This window comes from Nonomuraea sp. NPDC048882 (assembly GCF_040649755.1).
Lineage (GTDB): Bacteria > Actinomycetota > Actinomycetes > Streptosporangiales > Streptosporangiaceae > Nonomuraea > Nonomuraea maheshkhaliensis.
In genome coordinates this window covers 293,769-310,323 of the sequence record NZ_JBEZGB010000009.1, presented here as the reverse complement: position 1 = coordinate 310,323, position 16,555 = coordinate 293,769, and the positions used below count along the sequence as shown (strand labels likewise).

Genomic DNA, 16,555 nt, shown 5'->3' with positions numbered 1-16,555 from the left:
GGACGGATATCGATGTCAGCAACAGAAGAGTTCCCGCTCGTCCAGTTCATGCGTGACGGGTTCGACCCCGTGGGCGAGCTCGCTCGTATCCGGGCGGAGCAGCCGGTCTTCCCGATGGAGATCCCGGGCGGCCAGACCGTCTACCTCGTCACCCGCTGGGAGGACGTACGCGGGGTGCTCGGCGACCATGAGCGCTTCAGCAACGACTTCGCCGGCGTCATCGGGCTCGGCTCCAGCCAGGAGGACCCGGGCGGGCTCGGCTTCCGCGACCCGCCCGAGCACACCCGGCTGCGCAAGTACCTGACGCCCGAGTTCACGATGCGCCGCCTGCGCAGGCTGGAGCCACGGATCGAGGCCATGGTCGAGGAGCACCTCGACCGCATCGAGGCCAAGGGCGCCGCCGACGGGATGCCGGTGGACCTGGTCGAGGAGTTCGCGCTGCCGATCCCGTCCCTGGTCGTGTGCGAGCTGCTCGGCGTCCCGTACGACGAGCAGGCCGACTTCGTGAAGATCAGCAAGGACCGCTTCGACTTCACCGCGGGGCCCGAGGCGTCGCTGCAGGCCATCAACGACGCGATGACGTACCTGACGGACCTGGTGGCCAGGGAGCGGCTGGATCCGGGCGACGGGCTGCTCGGGCAGCTGCTGCGCGAGCACGGCGACGAGCTCGACGACCGCACCTTGGCCAGCATGGCCGACGGGCTGCTGACCGGCGGCCACGACACCAGCACCAGCATGCTCGCGCTCGGCACCCTGTGGCTGCTGCGCAACCCCGAGCAGGCGGCCAAGGTGCGCGAGGTGGGCGGCTACGTCGTGGACGTGGTCGAGGAGCTGCTGCGTTACATGACGGTCGTCCAGGTCGCCTTCCCGCGCTTCGCCCGCGACGACCTGGAGCTGCACGGGGTGCCGATCAAGAAGGGCGAGATGGTGCTGTGCTCGCTGACCGGCGCCAACCGCGACCCCTTCCTCGGCGACGACATGAACGAGGTCAGGCCCGGCCGCGAGACGGCGGGCTCGCACCTGGCGTTCGGCCACGGCATCCACCGCTGCATCGGCGCGCCGCTGGCGCAGATGGAGATGCGCATCGCCTTCCCCGCGCTGCTGCGCCGCTTCCCCGGGCTGCACGTCGCCGGTGAGGTGCCGTTCAGGGAACTCGCCATCGTCTACGGCGTCAAAGAGCTACCCGTCGCCTGGTAGAGCGGTTACGTTCGCTGTGTGAACGAGCCCGTCATCGATCTGACCGTGATCGGCGCCGTCGTGTTCGACACCGACGGCGTGGTCACCGACACCGCTCGGGGACACGCGGCCGCCTGGAAACACGTCTTCGACGCCTTCCTGCGCGGCCGCTCGACGCCGTTCGACATCCGCGACGACTACCTGCGCCACGTGGACGGGCGCCCGCGGCTCGACGGCATCCGCACCTTCCTGGCTTCGCGCGGCATCGAGCTGCCCGAGGGGTCGCCTGACGACGAGCCGGGGGCGCCGACCGTGCACGGGCTCGGCCTGGCCAAGGACCGGCTCTTCATGGAGCAGGTGGACAAGTACGGGGTGGCGGCGTTCCCGTCCACGGTGGCGCTGCTGCACGAGCTGCGCCGGCGCGGCGCCCGCACGGCGGCGGTCTCGGCGAGCCTGCACGCGCGCAAGCTGATCGGGTCGGCGGGCGTCACGCACCTGTTCGACCTCATGGTGGACGGCAACGACGCGGCCCTGATGAACCTGCCCGGGCCGCCCGACCCCGCCCGCTACCTGGAGGCCGCGCGCCGCCTCGACCTGCCCGCCGTCAAGGTGGCGGTGGTGGTGTCCGCGCTGCCGGGGATCGAGGCGGGCAGGAAGGGCGGCTTCGGGCTGGTGGCCGCAGTGAGAACCGACGCGGTGACGACCGGCCCGATGACGACCGACGCGCTGACGACCGGCGGCGACGGGGCCGGGGCCCACGTCGTGGTGCCCGATCTGGGGGAGCTCGGGGTCACTGGGAGGGTTCTACCCTTGACGTCGTGACTGTTCTGATCGATCCGCCCGACTGGCCGGGGCCGCGGGGCCTGATGTGGTCGCATCTCGTCAGCGACCGCTCGCTGGACGAACTGCACGACTTCGCGGCGCGGCTGGGGGTGCCGGTACGGGCGTTCGACCGGGACCACTACGACGTCCCCGAGACCGTGCACGCGCGGGCCGTCGCGCTGGGGGCCGAGGCGGTCAGCTCGCGGGAGCTGCTGCGCCGGCTGATCGCCTCCGGCCTGCGCCGTCGCAAGAAGCACCACCCCGCACCTCCCGCCCAGGGCTGACGCCAGCCGCACCACCCGGCCAGAACGGCGCAAAACGCCACGTCCCGTTCCTCGCGGGTCAGGGCGACACGTCCGGCACTCCCGGCTACCGGGTGTCCTGTCCCAGGAGGGCGGTCAGTTCGGCCGTCATGTTGGCGCGGGCGCGTTCCTCCCACAGGTCGCGGGCCCTGGCCGTGCGGTAGAGGGAGGGCGTGGCGAGCAGGCGGCGCAGCACCTCCGCGCGGCCGTGGGCGAACAGCGGGCCGGGGACGTGGGCGTACTCCTCGCGGATCGCCCGCGCGTAGGCCGCGTAGCCGGGCCCGGCGAGCACGGCGAGGTCGGCGTCGCACAGGACGGCCCCGTTGCTGTCGCCCGGTTCGACGGTGTCGTGCGCGGCCGTGAGACGGACCAGACGGGCGGTCTCGGCGACGCGGCCGGCGGGCACGCCGCACCGGGGCAGGCGCGACTGGGCGAGCTGGGCGCTGCGTTCCTCGTCCCAGCCGGGCCGGCCGTCGTAGACCGCGTCGTGGAACCAGGCCGCCAGCCGTACCGCCGCCGCGTCCCGCGCCTCGGCGGCCAGCGGCTCGACGGCGGCGAGGACGGCGGCCAGGTGGGTGCGGGTGTGGTAGCGGCGGTGCGGCTCGGCCCAGCGGGCGAGCAGCTCGGCGCGCACGGCGAGCGAGGCGGCGGAACCGCCCGCGAGCGCCACCCACCGCCCGCACCCGGTCCAGTCACCGACCGCCGCCGTCTCCCCCACCGCCGTCTCCCCCACCGCCGTCTCCCCGGCGGTCCGGTCGTCGGGAGGGTCGTCGGGCGGGGTTCGATCGTCGATCATCTTCTCACCGTACGCCGTCGCGAGGTAACGTCCTGAGCATCGGCACCTCATCGGACGACCCACGGCGCCTGCCCCGCTGGCGGGAGCTGCGCGGTGTCATGCCCCGCCGGCCCCGGCTGTCCAGGGCGGCCAGGGTGCAGGCGGCGGCCGACGTGGCCGACCTGCGGCGGCTGGCCAGGAAGCGGGCCCCGCGCATGGTGTTCGACTACGTGGACGGCGCGGCCGAGGGCGAGCGGTCGATGGCCAGGGCGGTGGAGGCGTTCGACCGGGTGGAGTTCAGCCCGCGCGTGCTGCGTGACGTCTCCGAGGCACCCACCGAGGTCGAGATCCTGGGCCGGCGGATCGCGATGCCGGTCGTGCTCGCTCCGACCGGGTTCACCCGGATGATGCACCGAGCGGGTGAGCGGGCCGTGGCGCGGGCCGCGGAGAAGGCGGGCGTCCCCTACACACTGTCCACGATGGGCACCACGACGGCCGGTGACGTGGCCGCCGCCGCGCCCGGCGGCTGGAACTGGTTCCAGCTGTACGTGGTCCGTGACCGCGGCCGCAACGCCGAGACGCTGGCTCTGGCCGCGGACGCCGGGATGGACGTGCTGGTGGTGACCGTGGACGTGCCGGTGGCGGGGGCGCGGCTGCGTGACGTGCGGCGCGGGCTGACGGTGCCGCCCTCGCTGCGCTGGAGCGGGGCGCTGGAGACGCTGCGGCATCCGGCGTGGTGGTTCGACTTCCTGACCAGCGAGCCGCTGCGGTTCGCCACCGCGGAGGGCGCGCCCGACGATCTCGCGGGCCTGACGAACCTGCTGTTCGACCCGTCGGTGACGATCGCCGACCTGGAGTGGATCCGGTCGATGTGGCAGGGCAAGCTGCTGGTCAAGGGGGTGCAGCGGGTCGACGACGCCAAGGAGCTGGCCGAGGTGGGCGTGGACGGGATCGTGGTGTCCAACCACGGCGGGCGTCAGCTCGACCGCTCCCCCACGCCGCTGGAGCTGCTGCCCGAGGTCGCGCAGGCGGTGGGCGAGCGCACGGAGGTGTTCCTCGACGGCGGCGTGCGCAGCGGGGCCGACGTCGCCGCCGCGGTCGCGCTGGGCGCCAGGGCCTGCTTCGTCGGCCGCGCCTACCTCTACGGCCTGATGGCGGGGGGCGAGCCCGGCGTCACGCGGGTGCTTGACCTGCTGCGCGCCGAGCTCGTCCGTACGCTGCAACTGCTGGGGGTGGGCGGCGTCCAGGGCCTGGGCCCCGGCGTCGCGCGGCTCAGGGGAAGGTGACGACCTTCACCGGGATGGTGTCGGTGCCCTGGGCGGGGCCTCCCGTGTCGTTGACGACGTGGGCGATGGTGCCGTTGCCTCCCAGGGAGACGGTGAGCAGGTCGTGGAAGCGCACGCCGGGGGTGACGGGTGTCTCGAAGCCGCGCTCGGCCACGACGCTCGGGTTCACGTTGAAGTAGCAGTACGCCCCCAGCCCCCACGCCTCGTGCGAGGTGACCGAGTCGGCCACCTTGTAGGCGGCGTAGCCGCGGGTGGAGCCGTTCATCCAGGCGGCCTGGTTGGGCGGGTCGTACGGCATCTCGTTCTGGAAGAAGATCGTCTTGCCGCGCTGCCCGTTCCAGATGACCTGGTACTTCTGGTAGTGCTCGACGAACAGTCCGTACGCGGTGACGTCGTCGCCGTTGACGATCAGCCCGGTGTCGGCGGTGTTGACGGTCCAGCCGATGCCGGTGCCGTGGTCGCCGCGCCAGGCCCAGATGTGGTCGATGATCGTGTGGTCGCTGTTGACGACGAGGCTGGTCGTGGCCTTGCCCGCGTGAGCGCCGCCGATGCGGAAGAAGACGTCCTGGATGGAGATCGGGTCGGCCGCGTGCGTGGCGGAGGAGCCGGACGGGCCGACCTCCATCAGGATGGGCGAGTTGACCGGGCCGGCGTCGAAGAGCAGGCCGGCCACCTTGACGCCGTCCACGTCGGCGATCCGCATGGGCACGGCGCCGTTGTCGGGGATGACGGTGGCGTAGCCGAGCCCGAGCACGACGGTGCCCGGCCTGGTGACGTTGATGCTCTGGCTCACGTGGTAGATGCCGGGCGTGAAGAGCAGGTTGAGGCCGGAGGCGAGGGCGGCGTTGATGGTGGCCGCGGTGTCGCCGGGCTTGGCCACGTAGAACTGGCTGAGCGGGATCGAGGAGCCGGTTCCCGGCCAGTTCGCGCCGCGCGAGTTACGCCGCAGGGCCGGCACGAAGACCTGGTAGGCGCCCGCGCCGTCCACGTACAGGAAGGGCTTCTCCCTGGTCACGGGGCTGGTGTCGAGCGTCGTGTACGGCGGTTCTGGGAACGACTGGGCGGGCGCGCCCGCGACGCCGGAGAAGACCATGTTCCACACGCCGTTGAGCCAGCCGCCGATGTTGCTGTCACGGGTGAACCACTGCTGCTGCGAGTACGGCTGCACGGTCCCGTCGATCCTGCTGTCGGCGATGTAGCCGCCGCTGGCCCAGCCGTAGCCGGAGGGCGCGAGGTTGAGGTTGCCCCTGACGTGCATCCGCCGGAACGGTGCCGCCTGCGAGACCGCCCACTGGTTGGTGCCGCCGCTGGGCGTGATGGACAGGTTCTCGGCCGAGCGCCAGAAGTTCTGGGTGGCGTTGCCGCCGAACCAGCCCGCGTCCACCCGCACCTGGCCGTTGATCGTGACGTCGTCGGGGTTGCGCCCCAGGCCCATGATCGAGGTGTAGAAGCCGATGTCGGCGTTGACGTTGTAGCTGCCGGGCTTGAACAGCAGGGCGTGGCGCTGGAGGCCGAACTGGTTCGACTCCATCTGGGTGAAGATCGAGTCGAGGGTGGACTGGATGCTCGCCGCCGGCATGGACGGGTCGAAGACGTGCACGTTGGGTCCGAGGTCTCCGCCGCCGCCCGGCGTGTCGGTGATGGTCCGCACGGTGAGCTCCCACAGCGAGTAGCCGTACGGGGTGGCGCGGGCGGTGCCGTGCACGCGGACGTAGCGGCCGGTCCCGGACACGTCGAGCGTCTGCGTGCCACCCGTGCCGGTGGTCGTCGAGTGGACGTCGGTCCAGGCGGAGCCGTCGCCGGAGACCTGGACGCGGAACGCGGAGGCGTACGCGGCCTCCCACTGGAGCACCACCTGGCAGATCTGGCGGGACGCGCCCAGATCGACCTGGAGCCACTGCGGGTCGCTGAACGTGCTGGACCAGCGGGTTCCCGCGTCGCCGTCCACGGCGGCCGAGGCGGGCAGGCCGGCGTTCTCGACGGAGGAGGCGGTGGCGGGGCGGCCGAGCGCGGCGTTGGCGCTGCCGCAGCTCGGCGCGGCCATGGCGCCGGACCCGCCGGCACTCGCACTAGAGGCGGCGGTCGCGGCAGTCGCCGCCCCGCTCTGGGACATGAGCGGGCCGGCCGCGTGGGCGGGGGCCGCGACCGGTAAGGGCAGCAGCAGGGCGGCCAGTGCGGCCACGACGAGGGAGGTACGGCGGCGGGGGTGCACTGCGGACTCCTCACGGGAACAAGCAGGGGGTAGTGGGAGAGCGCTCTCTCGGCCGAGAGTGACCGCGGCCCGGACTTCTGTCAAGCCTTGATTTAACTTCTAGGCAATAGTCGGGACGGACTCGGGATACGCCGCCCCGCCCAGGAACGGCTCGACGACCAGCGTGGCCGCCCCCAGCGCCACCGCGTCGGGCCCGAGCCGCCCGAGCACCACCGTCTCCGGCTGGAACGGCTGCGCCTGCGTGTTCGCGGCGGTGGCCGCGCGGATCTCGGCCAGCAGCCGCCCGCCCAGCATCAGGCCCGCCCAGCCGCCGATCACGACGCGCTCGGGGTTGAACAGGTGGACCAGGCTCGACAGGCCCACGCCGAGCAGCTCGACGCTCTCGCCGATCACCGGGGAGCCCTCCTCCAGCAGCCGGGCCAGCGCGCTCTCCTCGTCGGCCGAGTCGGCCACGACGCCCGCGCGGTCGAGGATCGCCTCGGCCCCCAGGTACGCCTCCAGGCAGCCGCGCGCCCCGCACCGGCAGGCCCGCCCACCGGCGACGATCTTCAGATGGCCGACCTCGCCGGCGGCCATGCCCGCGCCCCGGTAGATCCGGCCGTCCGTGACCACCGTGCCGCCGACGCCCGAGCCGACCAGGAGGATGATCGCGTCGCGGGTGCCCTGGCCCGAGCCGAACCAGAGCTCGGCCTGCCCCATCGTCTTGGCGCCGTTGTCCACGTACAGCGGCAGCCCAGTGCCGAGCCCGGTGCCGGCCCGCAGCAGCGTGCCGAGCGGCACCGCCTCCCAGCCGAACGTCTTGGCCCGCACCAGCGCGTCGGGGCCCGGCTCGACGATGCCCGGCACGCCGACGCCCACCCCGAGCACCCGCTCGGGCGGCACCTCGCTCTCGGCGATGACCGCGTCCACGCCGGTCAGGATGTGGCGGGCGACCAGTTCGGGGTCGTGCTTGGCCGAGCGGACGGCGTAGTGGGCCCCGGCCCGTACGTTCATCTCCAGGTCGAACAGCTCCACCTTGACCTGGGTCTCGCCCACGTCCACGCCGACCGCGTAGCCGTAGCCGGGATTCACCTTCAGCAGCACCCGGGGCCGCCCGCCGTCGGAGTCGACCTGGCCGGCCTCCACGACGACCCCCGACTCCAACAGGCCGGCCGTCATGGTGCTGACGGTCGCCGCGCTGAGGCCGGTCGCGGCCGACAGTTCGTTGCGGCTGGCGGGCCCGCCGAAATAGAGCGCGCGCAGCAGCATCGCCCGGTTGCCCCGGCGGAGATCGCGTACGGTCCTGCGCCCTGACGTGCCCATCCTCGTCCCGTCCTCTCCGGCGAACCCGCCGCCATGTTAGTTCACGGTTCAAACGTCCTCGCAGGGGGCGGCGAGGCCGGATGGATGTTACCGATTCGTTTCCTGACTTTCTTCGAGTCTTAGATTATGGTCCGACCATCCCCCCGATGAGGAGTACGACAATGGGCCGAGGACTTGTGCGTGGCGCCGTCGTGGCGATGCTCGCGACCGCGGTGGCGGCATGTGGCGGCGGTGGCGGCGGCGGGCAGGGCGATGGTAAAGAGCTGACGTTCTGGATGTACCAGGACCGCACCCCGCAGGCGGGGCAGGTCATCGAGAAGGTGCGCCAGGACTTCGAGAAGGCCAACCCGGGCGTCACGGTCAAGATCGTCAAGATTCCGAAGGACGACTACAACACCAAGCTCGGCAGCGCCGTGGCCGCCAAGAGCACCCCCGACGCCGGCATCCTCGACCAGCCGCTGGTCTCCAAGTACGCCCTCGACGGCACGATCAAGGAGGTCCCGGCCGGGCTCGTCAACGAGGCCGACTACTACAAGGGCGCCCTCGACACCAACCGGGCGGGCGGCAAGCTCTACGGCCTGCCGCAGGACCAGACGACCGTGGCGCTGTTCTACAACAAGAAGCTGGTGCCGGCGCCGCCCAAGACGTGGGACGAGCTCAAGCGGATCGCCGCCCAGGTGCACGCCGCCGACGCGAACGTGGCCGGCATGAACGTCCCGAAGGGCGACGGCTACGGCGCCTGGATGTTCCCCGGCATCGTGCACGGCGCGGGCGGCGAGATGGTGGACGACGCCGGCAAGAAGGTGCTGTTCGACCAGCAGCCCGCCGTGGAGGCGCTGCAACTGTGGGTGGACCTGCAGCAGTCGTCGCCCCGCAAGATCACCGACTCCGACAAGCCCTTCGAGAACGGCCTGGCCGCCATGACGATCTCGGGGCCGTGGGACGTGCCGACGATCCGCGAGCAGTTCCCCGACCTGGACTTCGGCGTGGCGCCGCTGCCGTACAAGAGCGAGCCGGCCGGCAACATCGGCGGCGAGGACTCCGTCGTCTTCTCCGCCAGCCCGAACGCCGACCTGGCCTGGAAGTGGCTGGCGTTCCTGGCGAGCGCGGAGCACAACGGCGCGGTCGCCGACGCGTTCGGCGGCTTCCCGGTCCACCTCAAGGCGCAGGTGGTCGCGGGCGGGCCCGAGCAGGCGGCCTTCCTCGACCAGCTCAAGGTGGCGCACGCGCGGCCGGCGGTGCCGCAGTGGATCCAGGTCAACGACGAGATCATCGCCCCGGCGATCGAGTCGGCGCTGACCGGCAAGGCCACCGCGCAGCAGGCGCTGAGTGACGCGGCGGGCAAGACGCGCTCCCTGCTCGGCTGGAACGGCTGACGTGGCCGCACCCGCCCTGGCGGACGAGCGGGTGGCGGCGGGCTCCGGCGGGCGGGCCCGCCGCGGGCCCGGCCGCCGCCGCGACCATCTCGTGGGCGTGCTGCTGGTGACGCCCGCGCTCGTCTACTTCGTGGTCTTCCTGCTCTATCCGGCCCTGTCGGCGCTCTACTACAGCTTCACCGACTGGAACCTGCGCTCCGACGCGAACTGGGTCGGCCTGGCGAACTACGCGGACCTGCTCTTCGACGACGTGAAGTATCCGCACTTCTGGACATCGGTGCGGGTCACGCTGCAGTACACGCTGATCGCGGTGCCGCTGACGCTGGTGGCCGCGCTGGCGCAGGCGCTGCTGCTGAACGCGATCAGGCGCGGCGCCAACCTGTTCCGGCTGCTGCTGTTCCTGCCGGTCGTCACGGCCGAGGCGGCGGTGGGCGCGATCTGGCGCTGGCTGTACGACCCCCAGTACGGGCTGATCAACACGCTGCTCGGCCTGGTCGGCATCCCCGGGCAGAACTGGCTCAACACCCCCGAGCTGGTCATCCCGGCGCTGGCGTTCATCGCGGCCTGGCAGTGCGGCATCTCGATGATCATCTATCTGGCGGGGCTCAAGGGCATCCCCGGCACGATCCAGGAGGCGGCGGTCATCGACGGGGCCGGGCCGTGGCAGCGGTTCTGGCGGGTGACGTTCCCGATGCTCAGGCCGACCACGTTCTACCTGCTGGTGACGGGGGTGATCGCGGCGCTGCAGGTGTTCGGGCTGGTGTACGTGATCTTCTCCGGCAACGGGCGCAGCGTCACCGGCGGCCCCGAGCAGTCGGGCCTGACCTACGTGCTGCACCTCTACCTGTTCGCCTTCCGCTACGACGCGATGGGGGCGGCCTGCGCGATGTCGTTCATCCTGCTGGTCTTCATCGTGATCGTGACGGCGCTGCAGTTCCGGTTCGTCAGGCAGGAGGCGTCGTGAGGAAGGCGTCCATGTACGCGGCGCTGGTGCTGCTCGCGGCCGTGTCGGTGGTGCCGTTCCTGTGGATGCTGGCCACCTCGTTCAAGCACGGGCAGGACATCTACACCAAGGTGCCCAACCTGCTGCCGCTGGACAGGAAGACCGGCGAGTGGGCGGCCACGCTGGGCAACTACGACTACGTGCTCAACGTCGGCGGGCTGGGCGGCGCCTTCGTCAACAGCGTCTGGGTGTGCGCGGTGCTGGTGCCGGCCAAACTGCTGATCGACGCGCTGGCCGCGTACGCGTTCGCGCGGATCCCCTTTCCAGGCCGCGACCGGCTGTTCGTGATCATGCTGGGCGGCATGATGGTGCCCGCGATCACGCTGCTGGTGCCGCGCATCCACGTCACCCAGTCGCTGGGCATGTTCGACACCGGATGGGGGCTGATCGTCCCGAACATCGCCTCGGTGCTGGACATCTTCCTGATGCGGCAGTTCTTCCTGTCGCTGCCTGCGGAGCTGGAGGAGGCCGCGCTGATCGACGGCGCGGGCCGGATGCGGATCTTCTGGACGATCGTGCTGCCGCTGTCGAAGCCCGTGCTGGCGGTCGTGACCATCACGAGCTTCCTCTACCACTGGAACGACCTCGTCTGGCCGCTGCTGGTCACCAACGACCCCGAGCTCTACACGCTGCCGCTGGCGTTGCAGCAGCTCGTGGCCAGTCCTGACGGCGGTCGCGCGTACTACATCATGGCGGGCGCCACGCTCGCCGTCCTGCCCGTGATCGGCGTGCTGCTGGTCTTCCAGCGCCGCATCCTTCAGGGCATCGCCTTCACCGGCCTCAAGGGCTGAATCTCAGGAACCAGGAGGAAATCACTGTGGTCATCGAGGTCCGCGACGGGGTCGCCGTCGTCGACGGCGTGCCGCGGGTGCTCGTCACCGCCGACTATCCGTACTATCGCGACGATCCGGCCGTGTGGGCCGATCGGCTGCGTGCGGTACGGGACGAGCTCGGGATCGAGGTGATCACCTGTTACCTGCCCTGGCGGCACCATCAGCCGGAGGCGGGCGCGGCCCCCGACTTCACCGGCCGCACCCATCCGGCCAGGAACGTCGTCGGCTTCCTGGCGCTCTGCCACGAGCTGGGGCTGCGGGTGATCGCCAAGCCGGGTCCGTTCGTGCACGCCGAGCTGAGCTACGGCGGGCTGCCCGACTGGGTCTGCCCGGACGCCGACCCGTCGATCGAGCCGCTGCTCGACGCGGGCGGCGTGCCCGCATGCTGGGACGACGGCGCGGCCAAGCGCCCGCTGCCTGCGCCGTTCGGGACGGCGTTCCTGGCCATGACGACGCGCTGGCTGGCGAGCGTGGGCAAGGAGGTGCTGCCCGGCGCCGACGCGGTGGTGGCGCTGCAGATCGCGAACGAGGGCGTCTACACCAGCGGGGCGCTGCCGCTGACGGCCTACGACTACAGCCCCTCCGGGATCGCGTTCTACCGGGACCGGCTGCGGTCCTGGTACGGCACGCCCGAGGAGTACAACGCACTGCACGGCACCGGCCACGCCGACTGGGCGGAGATCGAGCCGCCGGGACCGGCCGCCGGCCCGCTCGCCCAGGCCGACTGGGGGCGCGCGCACGCCGAGTACCTGGCGCGCGTCTACCGCGTCTGGGCGCGGGCGGTCGGCTCGGACCTGCCGGTCCTGGTCAATCTGAACCCGCCGACCATGCCCGAGCTGGACGACTGGCTGGCCAGGGTCAGGCCGGAGCTGTGGGGCGAGATCTCCTACGGCTTCACCAACTGGATGGGCGTCGTGTCCGCCGACCCCGCCGCGCAGGCCCGCTACGTGATCGCGGCCAAGCGCGCCCCCGGGCCGAACCTGGAGGAGAACTGGGGCTTCGCCGAGCTGTACGACCCCGCCTACATCGACGGCGCCACCAGCTTCCACCAGTCGCTGCTGGCGCTGGCGGCGGGGGCGACCGGGTTCAACGTCTACACGGGGGTGGCCACGTCGGGGTGGGGGCCTGAGCTCGACGCGGCGCACACGGGGGCCTACCCGGACTGCGCGCCCGTGGACGCGGGCGGCGCGGCGACCGGGAAGGCGCCGGTGGTGCGGGCGCTGGCGGACTTCTTCGCCGCGCACGGGGCCGAGTTCCTGGAGTGCGTCCCGCAGCGGAGTGAGGCGTTCGGGCTGTACCTCCCCTATGCCGGGATCGCCGCGCTCTCGGGAGGCTCCGAGGGGCCCGGGTGTGGGCGGGCGCTGCTGGCCTTCCACGAGCGGATGCGGGCGCGGGGGCTGGACTACGGGCTGGTCGAGCTGGAGAGCGCGACGCAGGAGGAGCTGGCCGCCTACCGGTCGCTCACCGTGCCGGGCGGTCCTTTCCTGCACCGGCGGGTGCAGGAGCTGCTGGCCGGGTACGCGAAGGCGGGCGGCGTGGTGCTGGTGGACGGGCCGGTGCCGGAGCTGGACGAGCGGCTGGAGCCGTACGCGCTGCTCGCCCCCTTCGTCACTCCCCTGCCCGCCGCCCCCGCACCGCCGGATGGGGAGAGCCTCGTCCTGTACGGGGAGGCGGACGCGTACCTGCGCAGCCACCCCGACGGGGACGTGCACTACCTCGTCGTGCTCGTCCAGACGGGCAACGAGGGGCCGATCGGCCTGCGCACCCCGTACGGGACCGTGGAGGTCGTCGCCGCCGAGGGCGGCGGCGCGGTGCTGCGCCTGGCCGGCGGCGAGATCGGCGACGTGGTGGTCAAGGGCGTCAACGCCTACCTGGACTGCGCCGTCGAGGCCAGCGTGCGGCTGGACGGCGTACGCACCGGCGCCGCCGGCCCCGGCGATCTGGTCAGGATCGGTGGTTTCACCGGCTGACGAAAGTCCGTCATATCCCGGGGAAACGACGCGTATTTCGCCGCCGCCGTCGTCGCTCTGCTCCTCACGCGGGGGACCCGTCCCGCACGGAGAGGAGATCGGAAAAAATGGCGACCGGAGAGTTCCAGGTGATGAAAGTGCCGGCCGAGCAACTGGCCGGCATTCTTCACGGCCAGGTTGTCGATCCCGGAGCTCAACCCACGAACGTCGTTCACCGGGGCGAGGGCTGGACCGTGGACGTGAGCTGGGAGGTCACCGGTGAGCTGGTGGACTGGCTGACGGGACGCTGGCAGTTGGAGATCATCGCGGATCTGCTGGGCGGTGGTGAGTCGCGGCATCCGTCGCCTCCCGTGGAGATGACCTTCACCCCTGGCTCGGGCCGCTACACCGCTTCGATCCCCATGCGCGGCCAGCTCGCCCCGGGCACGTACGACCTGGTGGTCAACCTCACCACGACGACGGCCGCCGGCACCGCGGGGGCGCTCGGCGGATTCGTGGTGATCAGCAAGATCATGGTTAAGGAATGAGCGGCGCCGCTCCGGGCCGGGCGCCCGGGGCGGCGCGCTGCAAGCTTGTCGCAAGCGGGCGCTCCTACGCTCCTGCCCGGCGGTCACGGGGCTTCGAGGCCGCCGGACTGTATCTGACGCCACCCGAAGGCGCTCTTATCCCCATGAGCGCGCCACGGGGGCGACGGGACCAGCCGATTGGGAGACCTCATGTCCGAGCCGACCGCGGTGACCGCGGACGACGTACTGCGCATCGCGGCCTACAAGGACCGCGACGCGGCACTCGAAGCGATGGTCATCGCCTACAGCTATCACCGTGTGGCCACCGACCTCGCCGTACGCCTGGGCCGCGCGGCCAACAACTGGTACTGCTACGCCACCTGGACCTCGAAGGCCATCGGGGAGAGCCTCGATCTGGGTCCTGACTCGCCGTTCATCGAGGACTTCGGCCGCCGCCTGCGCGTGCCGCAGCGCTTCAAGCGGCTGTTCCGGGCCACGCTGCTCACCTTGCTCGGGCCCAGCTACCAGCTCGGGCTGGCGCTGGCCAACCGGGCCATCTTCCTGGAGACGGCCAGCCTCGCGGTCAACCTGTGGAACGACACCCCCGACCGCTACCTCAAGGTCAGCCCGGAATCCGAGCTGACGCCCGAGCCGCCCGAGTTCCTGACCGGCCTGCTGTCGCCCGCCGACCCGCGTTATCTGAAGGACGCGGCGCAGCTCATGGTCGAGGCCGCGCGGACCGAGGATCCGGCGGCCAGGGGCGAGCTGCTGTTCGGCGCCAACATCGCGCTGTCGGCGTACGAGCAGGCTCGCGCGCAGGCGGCGCTGGAGCTGGTGCTCTACCGGCCGGTCCGCTGGCTGACCCGGGTGTCGTGGCGTTCGCTGCGTTCACTGGTCACCCGCAAGCCGTTCCAGCGGTTCAAGCTGTACGCGGCGAGCCACGCCGACCAGCCCTGGCCGACCCGCAAGCTGGAGGACCTGTGGTCCTCGCTCTACACCCGCCACCTGTTCGCCGTCGCCACGCCGCTCAGCGACATCAAGGTCGGCAAGCCGCTGACGGCGCCGGCCGGTGTGGACATCGACCGGGCGTGGGCGCCGATCCAGAACGAGAAGGTACGCAAGCTGGCCGAGGAGTTCATCACCGAGGACCGCGAGGCCGCCACGGCCGGGGTGCGCGACTGGGTGTCCTACCCCGACCGGATGCGCTTCATCGTCAGCTACTTCCGCGTCTACCAGAACGTGGAGGCCCTCTACCGGGTGCCGTTCGACGGGAAGATCGCCGAGGGGCTGGCCGAGGAGATGACGCGGGGGCTCGTGCCCGAGGCCGTCAGCGTGATGTTCGACAGCTTGCCCGGTCTGCGGCGCCGGCGCCGGTTCTACGCCTATCCGGCGGAGACCACCGACCCGGACGCGCACGAGATGGCCCACTTCGACTTCGAGCCGTTCCTTGAGGCGATCCCGCTCGACGCCGTCACCGAAGAGGCCTGACCCGACCCGATCAACCAGACATGACCGACCGAGAAGAGATCAGTCCAGGAAGTCGCGCGTGATCTCGCGGGCCTGGAGCAGCCCGCGCAGCTTCGCGAAACAGCGGGCACGGGTGGGCCCGATGCTCCCGACCGGCCTGCCCAGCCTGCGCGCCACGTCCACGTAGTGCGGCTCGGAGGTTTCCGTGAGCGCCCTGAACAGCACCCGCTGCGCCGCCGGCAGCTCCTCGACCAGCTCGGCCAGCGTGCCGGCCAGCCAGATCCTGGCCAGCTCCCTGTCGACGTCGTCGGTGCTGCCGAGCGAGTCGAGGTCGGGTGTGCAGATCTCCTTTGTCCGCCTGGTGAGCTTGAGGCACTCGCGGAAGGCGATCGTGGCCAGCCAGCCGGCCATCCGCTGGCCGTCCTCGACGCTGCGCAGGTTCTGCCAGGCCAGCAGCCACGTGGTCTGCAGCACGTCCTGGGCGTCCTCGTGGCTGAGCCGGAAGCGGCGGATGCGCGCGCGCAGCATCGGGCTGAACTCCTCGACCAGCCGTTCCCAGGCCACGGTGTCGCCCTCCTGGGCGGCGGACACGAGGGCGGCGGTGTCGAGGCGTTCGATGGTGTCCAACTGCATGACTTTCTCCCCGCCGGTCCGGTTTCTCGGGGGGCCAATTCCGGCCGGCTACCTCACCGTGCGCCGGATGATCCGAAAAGACTGTCTCGGAAGTGACAGTGCGCGTGTGGTCCTCGTCACATTCCGGAGATCGGCAACGGGAGGCTGTTCGCCCGTGGAATGCGTCCTAAAGTTCTTGCATGAACGCGCGCAGCGGGCTTCCCCACGACGTCGAGCCGGTCGCCGCCGTGCTGGCGGAGATCCCGTTGTTCCGCGTTCTGGGGGAGAAGGGCATCCGGAGCACGGCCCAGGCGGGGGTGTCGCGGCGCTACCGGGCGGGGCAGATCATCTTCCACCAGGGCGATCCTGGAGAGTCGCTCTTCGTCCTGCTGGACGGGCTGGTGAAGGTGGTGTTCACCACCGAGCACGGCGACGAGATCGTGCTCAACATGCTCAGCCGGGGCGACACCTTCGGCGAGATGGCGCTGCTCGACGGCTCGCCGCGGTCGGCCTCGATCACGACCGTGCGGCCCGCCTGGGTGTTCGCGCTGCCGCGGGCCCGGCTGCTGGAGCTGATGCGCGAGCATCCCGGGCTGGCCGACGAGTTCCTGCGGCTGCTCGGCCGCATGGTCCGCCGGCTCACCGACCAGGCGGCCGACCTCGCCTTCCTCGATCTGGGCGGGCGGCTGGCCAAGCTGCTGCTGCAACTGGCCGACAAGCACGGCCAGTCCGACGGGGTGGTCGACCTGCCCGGCCTGACCCAGTCCGACCTCGCCGCCCTGATCGGCGCCTCGCGGCCCGCGGTCAACCGGGCCCTGCAGTCGCTCGTGTCGCGCAACCTCATCGCCGTCAAGGGGCGGACGATCACGCTGCTGAATGTCGCCGCCCTGCGGAAACGGGGCGGCCTCTGACC

At 71.5% G+C, this 16,555-nt stretch carries 15 protein-coding genes; 11 read left to right on the top strand and 4 right to left on the bottom strand.

Going from position 1 to position 16,555, the window contains the following annotated elements; translation table 11 throughout:
• The first annotated feature begins 12 nt into the window (after positions 1-12).
• From AB0C27_RS31355 to AB0C27_RS31345, 3 genes are read left to right on the top strand one after another with little or no spacing between them, the layout of a single operon-like run.
• Complete coding sequence (locus AB0C27_RS31355; protein WP_357851073.1) at positions 13-1,197, top strand: cytochrome P450; 1,185 nt, start codon at positions 13-15, stop codon at positions 1,195-1,197.
• 18 nt (positions 1,198-1,215) lie between these two features.
• Entirely contained in the window at positions 1,216-1,998 is a 783-nt protein-coding gene (locus AB0C27_RS31350; protein ID WP_357851070.1) for an HAD family hydrolase, read from the top strand.
• Positions 1,995-2,282, top strand: coding sequence for a DUF4031 domain-containing protein (locus AB0C27_RS31345; RefSeq protein ID WP_346107973.1), 288 nt, complete (start codon positions 1,995-1,997; stop codon positions 2,280-2,282). Before AB0C27_RS31350 ends, AB0C27_RS31345 begins: the two co-directional genes overlap by 4 nt.
• A gap of 85 nt (positions 2,283-2,367) precedes the next feature.
• On the opposite strand, the gene AB0C27_RS31340 is transcribed toward AB0C27_RS31345, so the two are convergent.
• A complete protein-coding gene (locus AB0C27_RS31340) occupies positions 2,368-3,096 on the bottom strand; it encodes a metal-dependent phosphohydrolase (protein WP_357851067.1) in 729 nt (242 codons plus the stop codon).
• Positions 3,097-3,194: 98 nt separating this feature from the next.
• Here AB0C27_RS31340 and AB0C27_RS31335 point away from each other — a divergent pair, with 98 nt between their 5' ends.
• Positions 3,195-4,361 carry an alpha-hydroxy acid oxidase gene (locus AB0C27_RS31335; protein ID WP_357851065.1) on the top strand — a complete coding sequence of 389 codons (1,167 nt, stop codon included), beginning with the start codon at positions 3,195-3,197 and terminating at the stop codon, positions 4,359-4,361.
• Here AB0C27_RS31335 and AB0C27_RS31330 read toward each other — a convergent pair.
• On the bottom strand, positions 4,348-6,573 hold the full coding sequence (locus AB0C27_RS31330; RefSeq protein ID WP_357851062.1) for a discoidin domain-containing protein: 2,226 nt from the start codon (positions 6,571-6,573) through the stop codon (positions 4,348-4,350). The genes AB0C27_RS31335 and AB0C27_RS31330 overlap by 14 nt on opposite strands.
• Before the next feature lie 99 nt (positions 6,574-6,672).
• On the bottom strand, positions 6,673-7,875 hold the full coding sequence (locus AB0C27_RS31325) for an ROK family protein (RefSeq protein ID WP_357851059.1): 1,203 nt from the start codon (positions 7,873-7,875) through the stop codon (positions 6,673-6,675).
• A 161-nt stretch (positions 7,876-8,036) separates the two neighbouring features.
• Between AB0C27_RS31325 and AB0C27_RS31320 the strand changes: the two genes are divergently transcribed.
• The 6 genes from AB0C27_RS31320 to AB0C27_RS31295 all read left to right on the top strand — a co-directional run bounded on the left by AB0C27_RS31320 (position 8,037) and on the right by AB0C27_RS31295 (position 15,051).
• Entirely contained in the window at positions 8,037-9,251 is a 1,215-nt protein-coding gene (locus AB0C27_RS31320; protein WP_357851057.1) for an ABC transporter substrate-binding protein, read from the top strand.
• A 1-nt stretch (position 9,252) separates the two neighbouring features.
• Positions 9,253-10,215, top strand: coding sequence for a sugar ABC transporter permease (locus AB0C27_RS31315; protein ID WP_357851054.1), 963 nt, complete (start codon positions 9,253-9,255; stop codon positions 10,213-10,215).
• Positions 10,212-11,045 carry a carbohydrate ABC transporter permease gene (locus tag AB0C27_RS31310; protein ID WP_357851051.1) on the top strand — a complete coding sequence of 278 codons (834 nt, stop codon included), beginning with the start codon at positions 10,212-10,214 and terminating at the stop codon, positions 11,043-11,045. The genes AB0C27_RS31315 and AB0C27_RS31310 overlap by 4 nt, the downstream gene beginning before the upstream one ends.
• Positions 11,046-11,071: 26 nt before the next feature.
• A complete protein-coding gene (locus AB0C27_RS31305) occupies positions 11,072-13,057 on the top strand; it encodes a beta-galactosidase (protein ID WP_357851048.1) in 1,986 nt (661 codons plus the stop codon).
• 107 nt (positions 13,058-13,164) lie between these two features.
• Positions 13,165-13,584 carry a hypothetical protein gene (locus AB0C27_RS31300; RefSeq protein ID WP_346112697.1) on the top strand — a complete coding sequence of 140 codons (420 nt, stop codon included), beginning with the start codon at positions 13,165-13,167 and terminating at the stop codon, positions 13,582-13,584.
• A 189-nt stretch (positions 13,585-13,773) separates the two neighbouring features.
• Positions 13,774-15,051 carry a hypothetical protein gene (locus AB0C27_RS31295; protein ID WP_357851045.1) on the top strand — a complete coding sequence of 426 codons (1,278 nt, stop codon included), beginning with the start codon at positions 13,774-13,776 and terminating at the stop codon, positions 15,049-15,051.
• Positions 15,052-15,090: 39 nt separating this feature from the next.
• Here the strand turns inward: AB0C27_RS31295 and AB0C27_RS31290 are convergent, their stop codons facing one another.
• A complete protein-coding gene (locus AB0C27_RS31290; RefSeq protein WP_346112695.1) occupies positions 15,091-15,663 on the bottom strand; it encodes a sigma-70 family RNA polymerase sigma factor in 573 nt (190 codons plus the stop codon).
• A 179-nt stretch (positions 15,664-15,842) separates the two neighbouring features.
• On the opposite strand from AB0C27_RS31290, the gene AB0C27_RS31285 reads away from it, so the two are divergent.
• Positions 15,843-16,553 (top strand): Crp/Fnr family transcriptional regulator, encoded by a 711-nt coding sequence (locus AB0C27_RS31285; RefSeq protein ID WP_346112694.1) that lies wholly within the window; start codon positions 15,843-15,845, stop codon positions 16,551-16,553.
• The last annotated feature ends 2 nt before the right edge of the window (positions 16,554-16,555 follow it).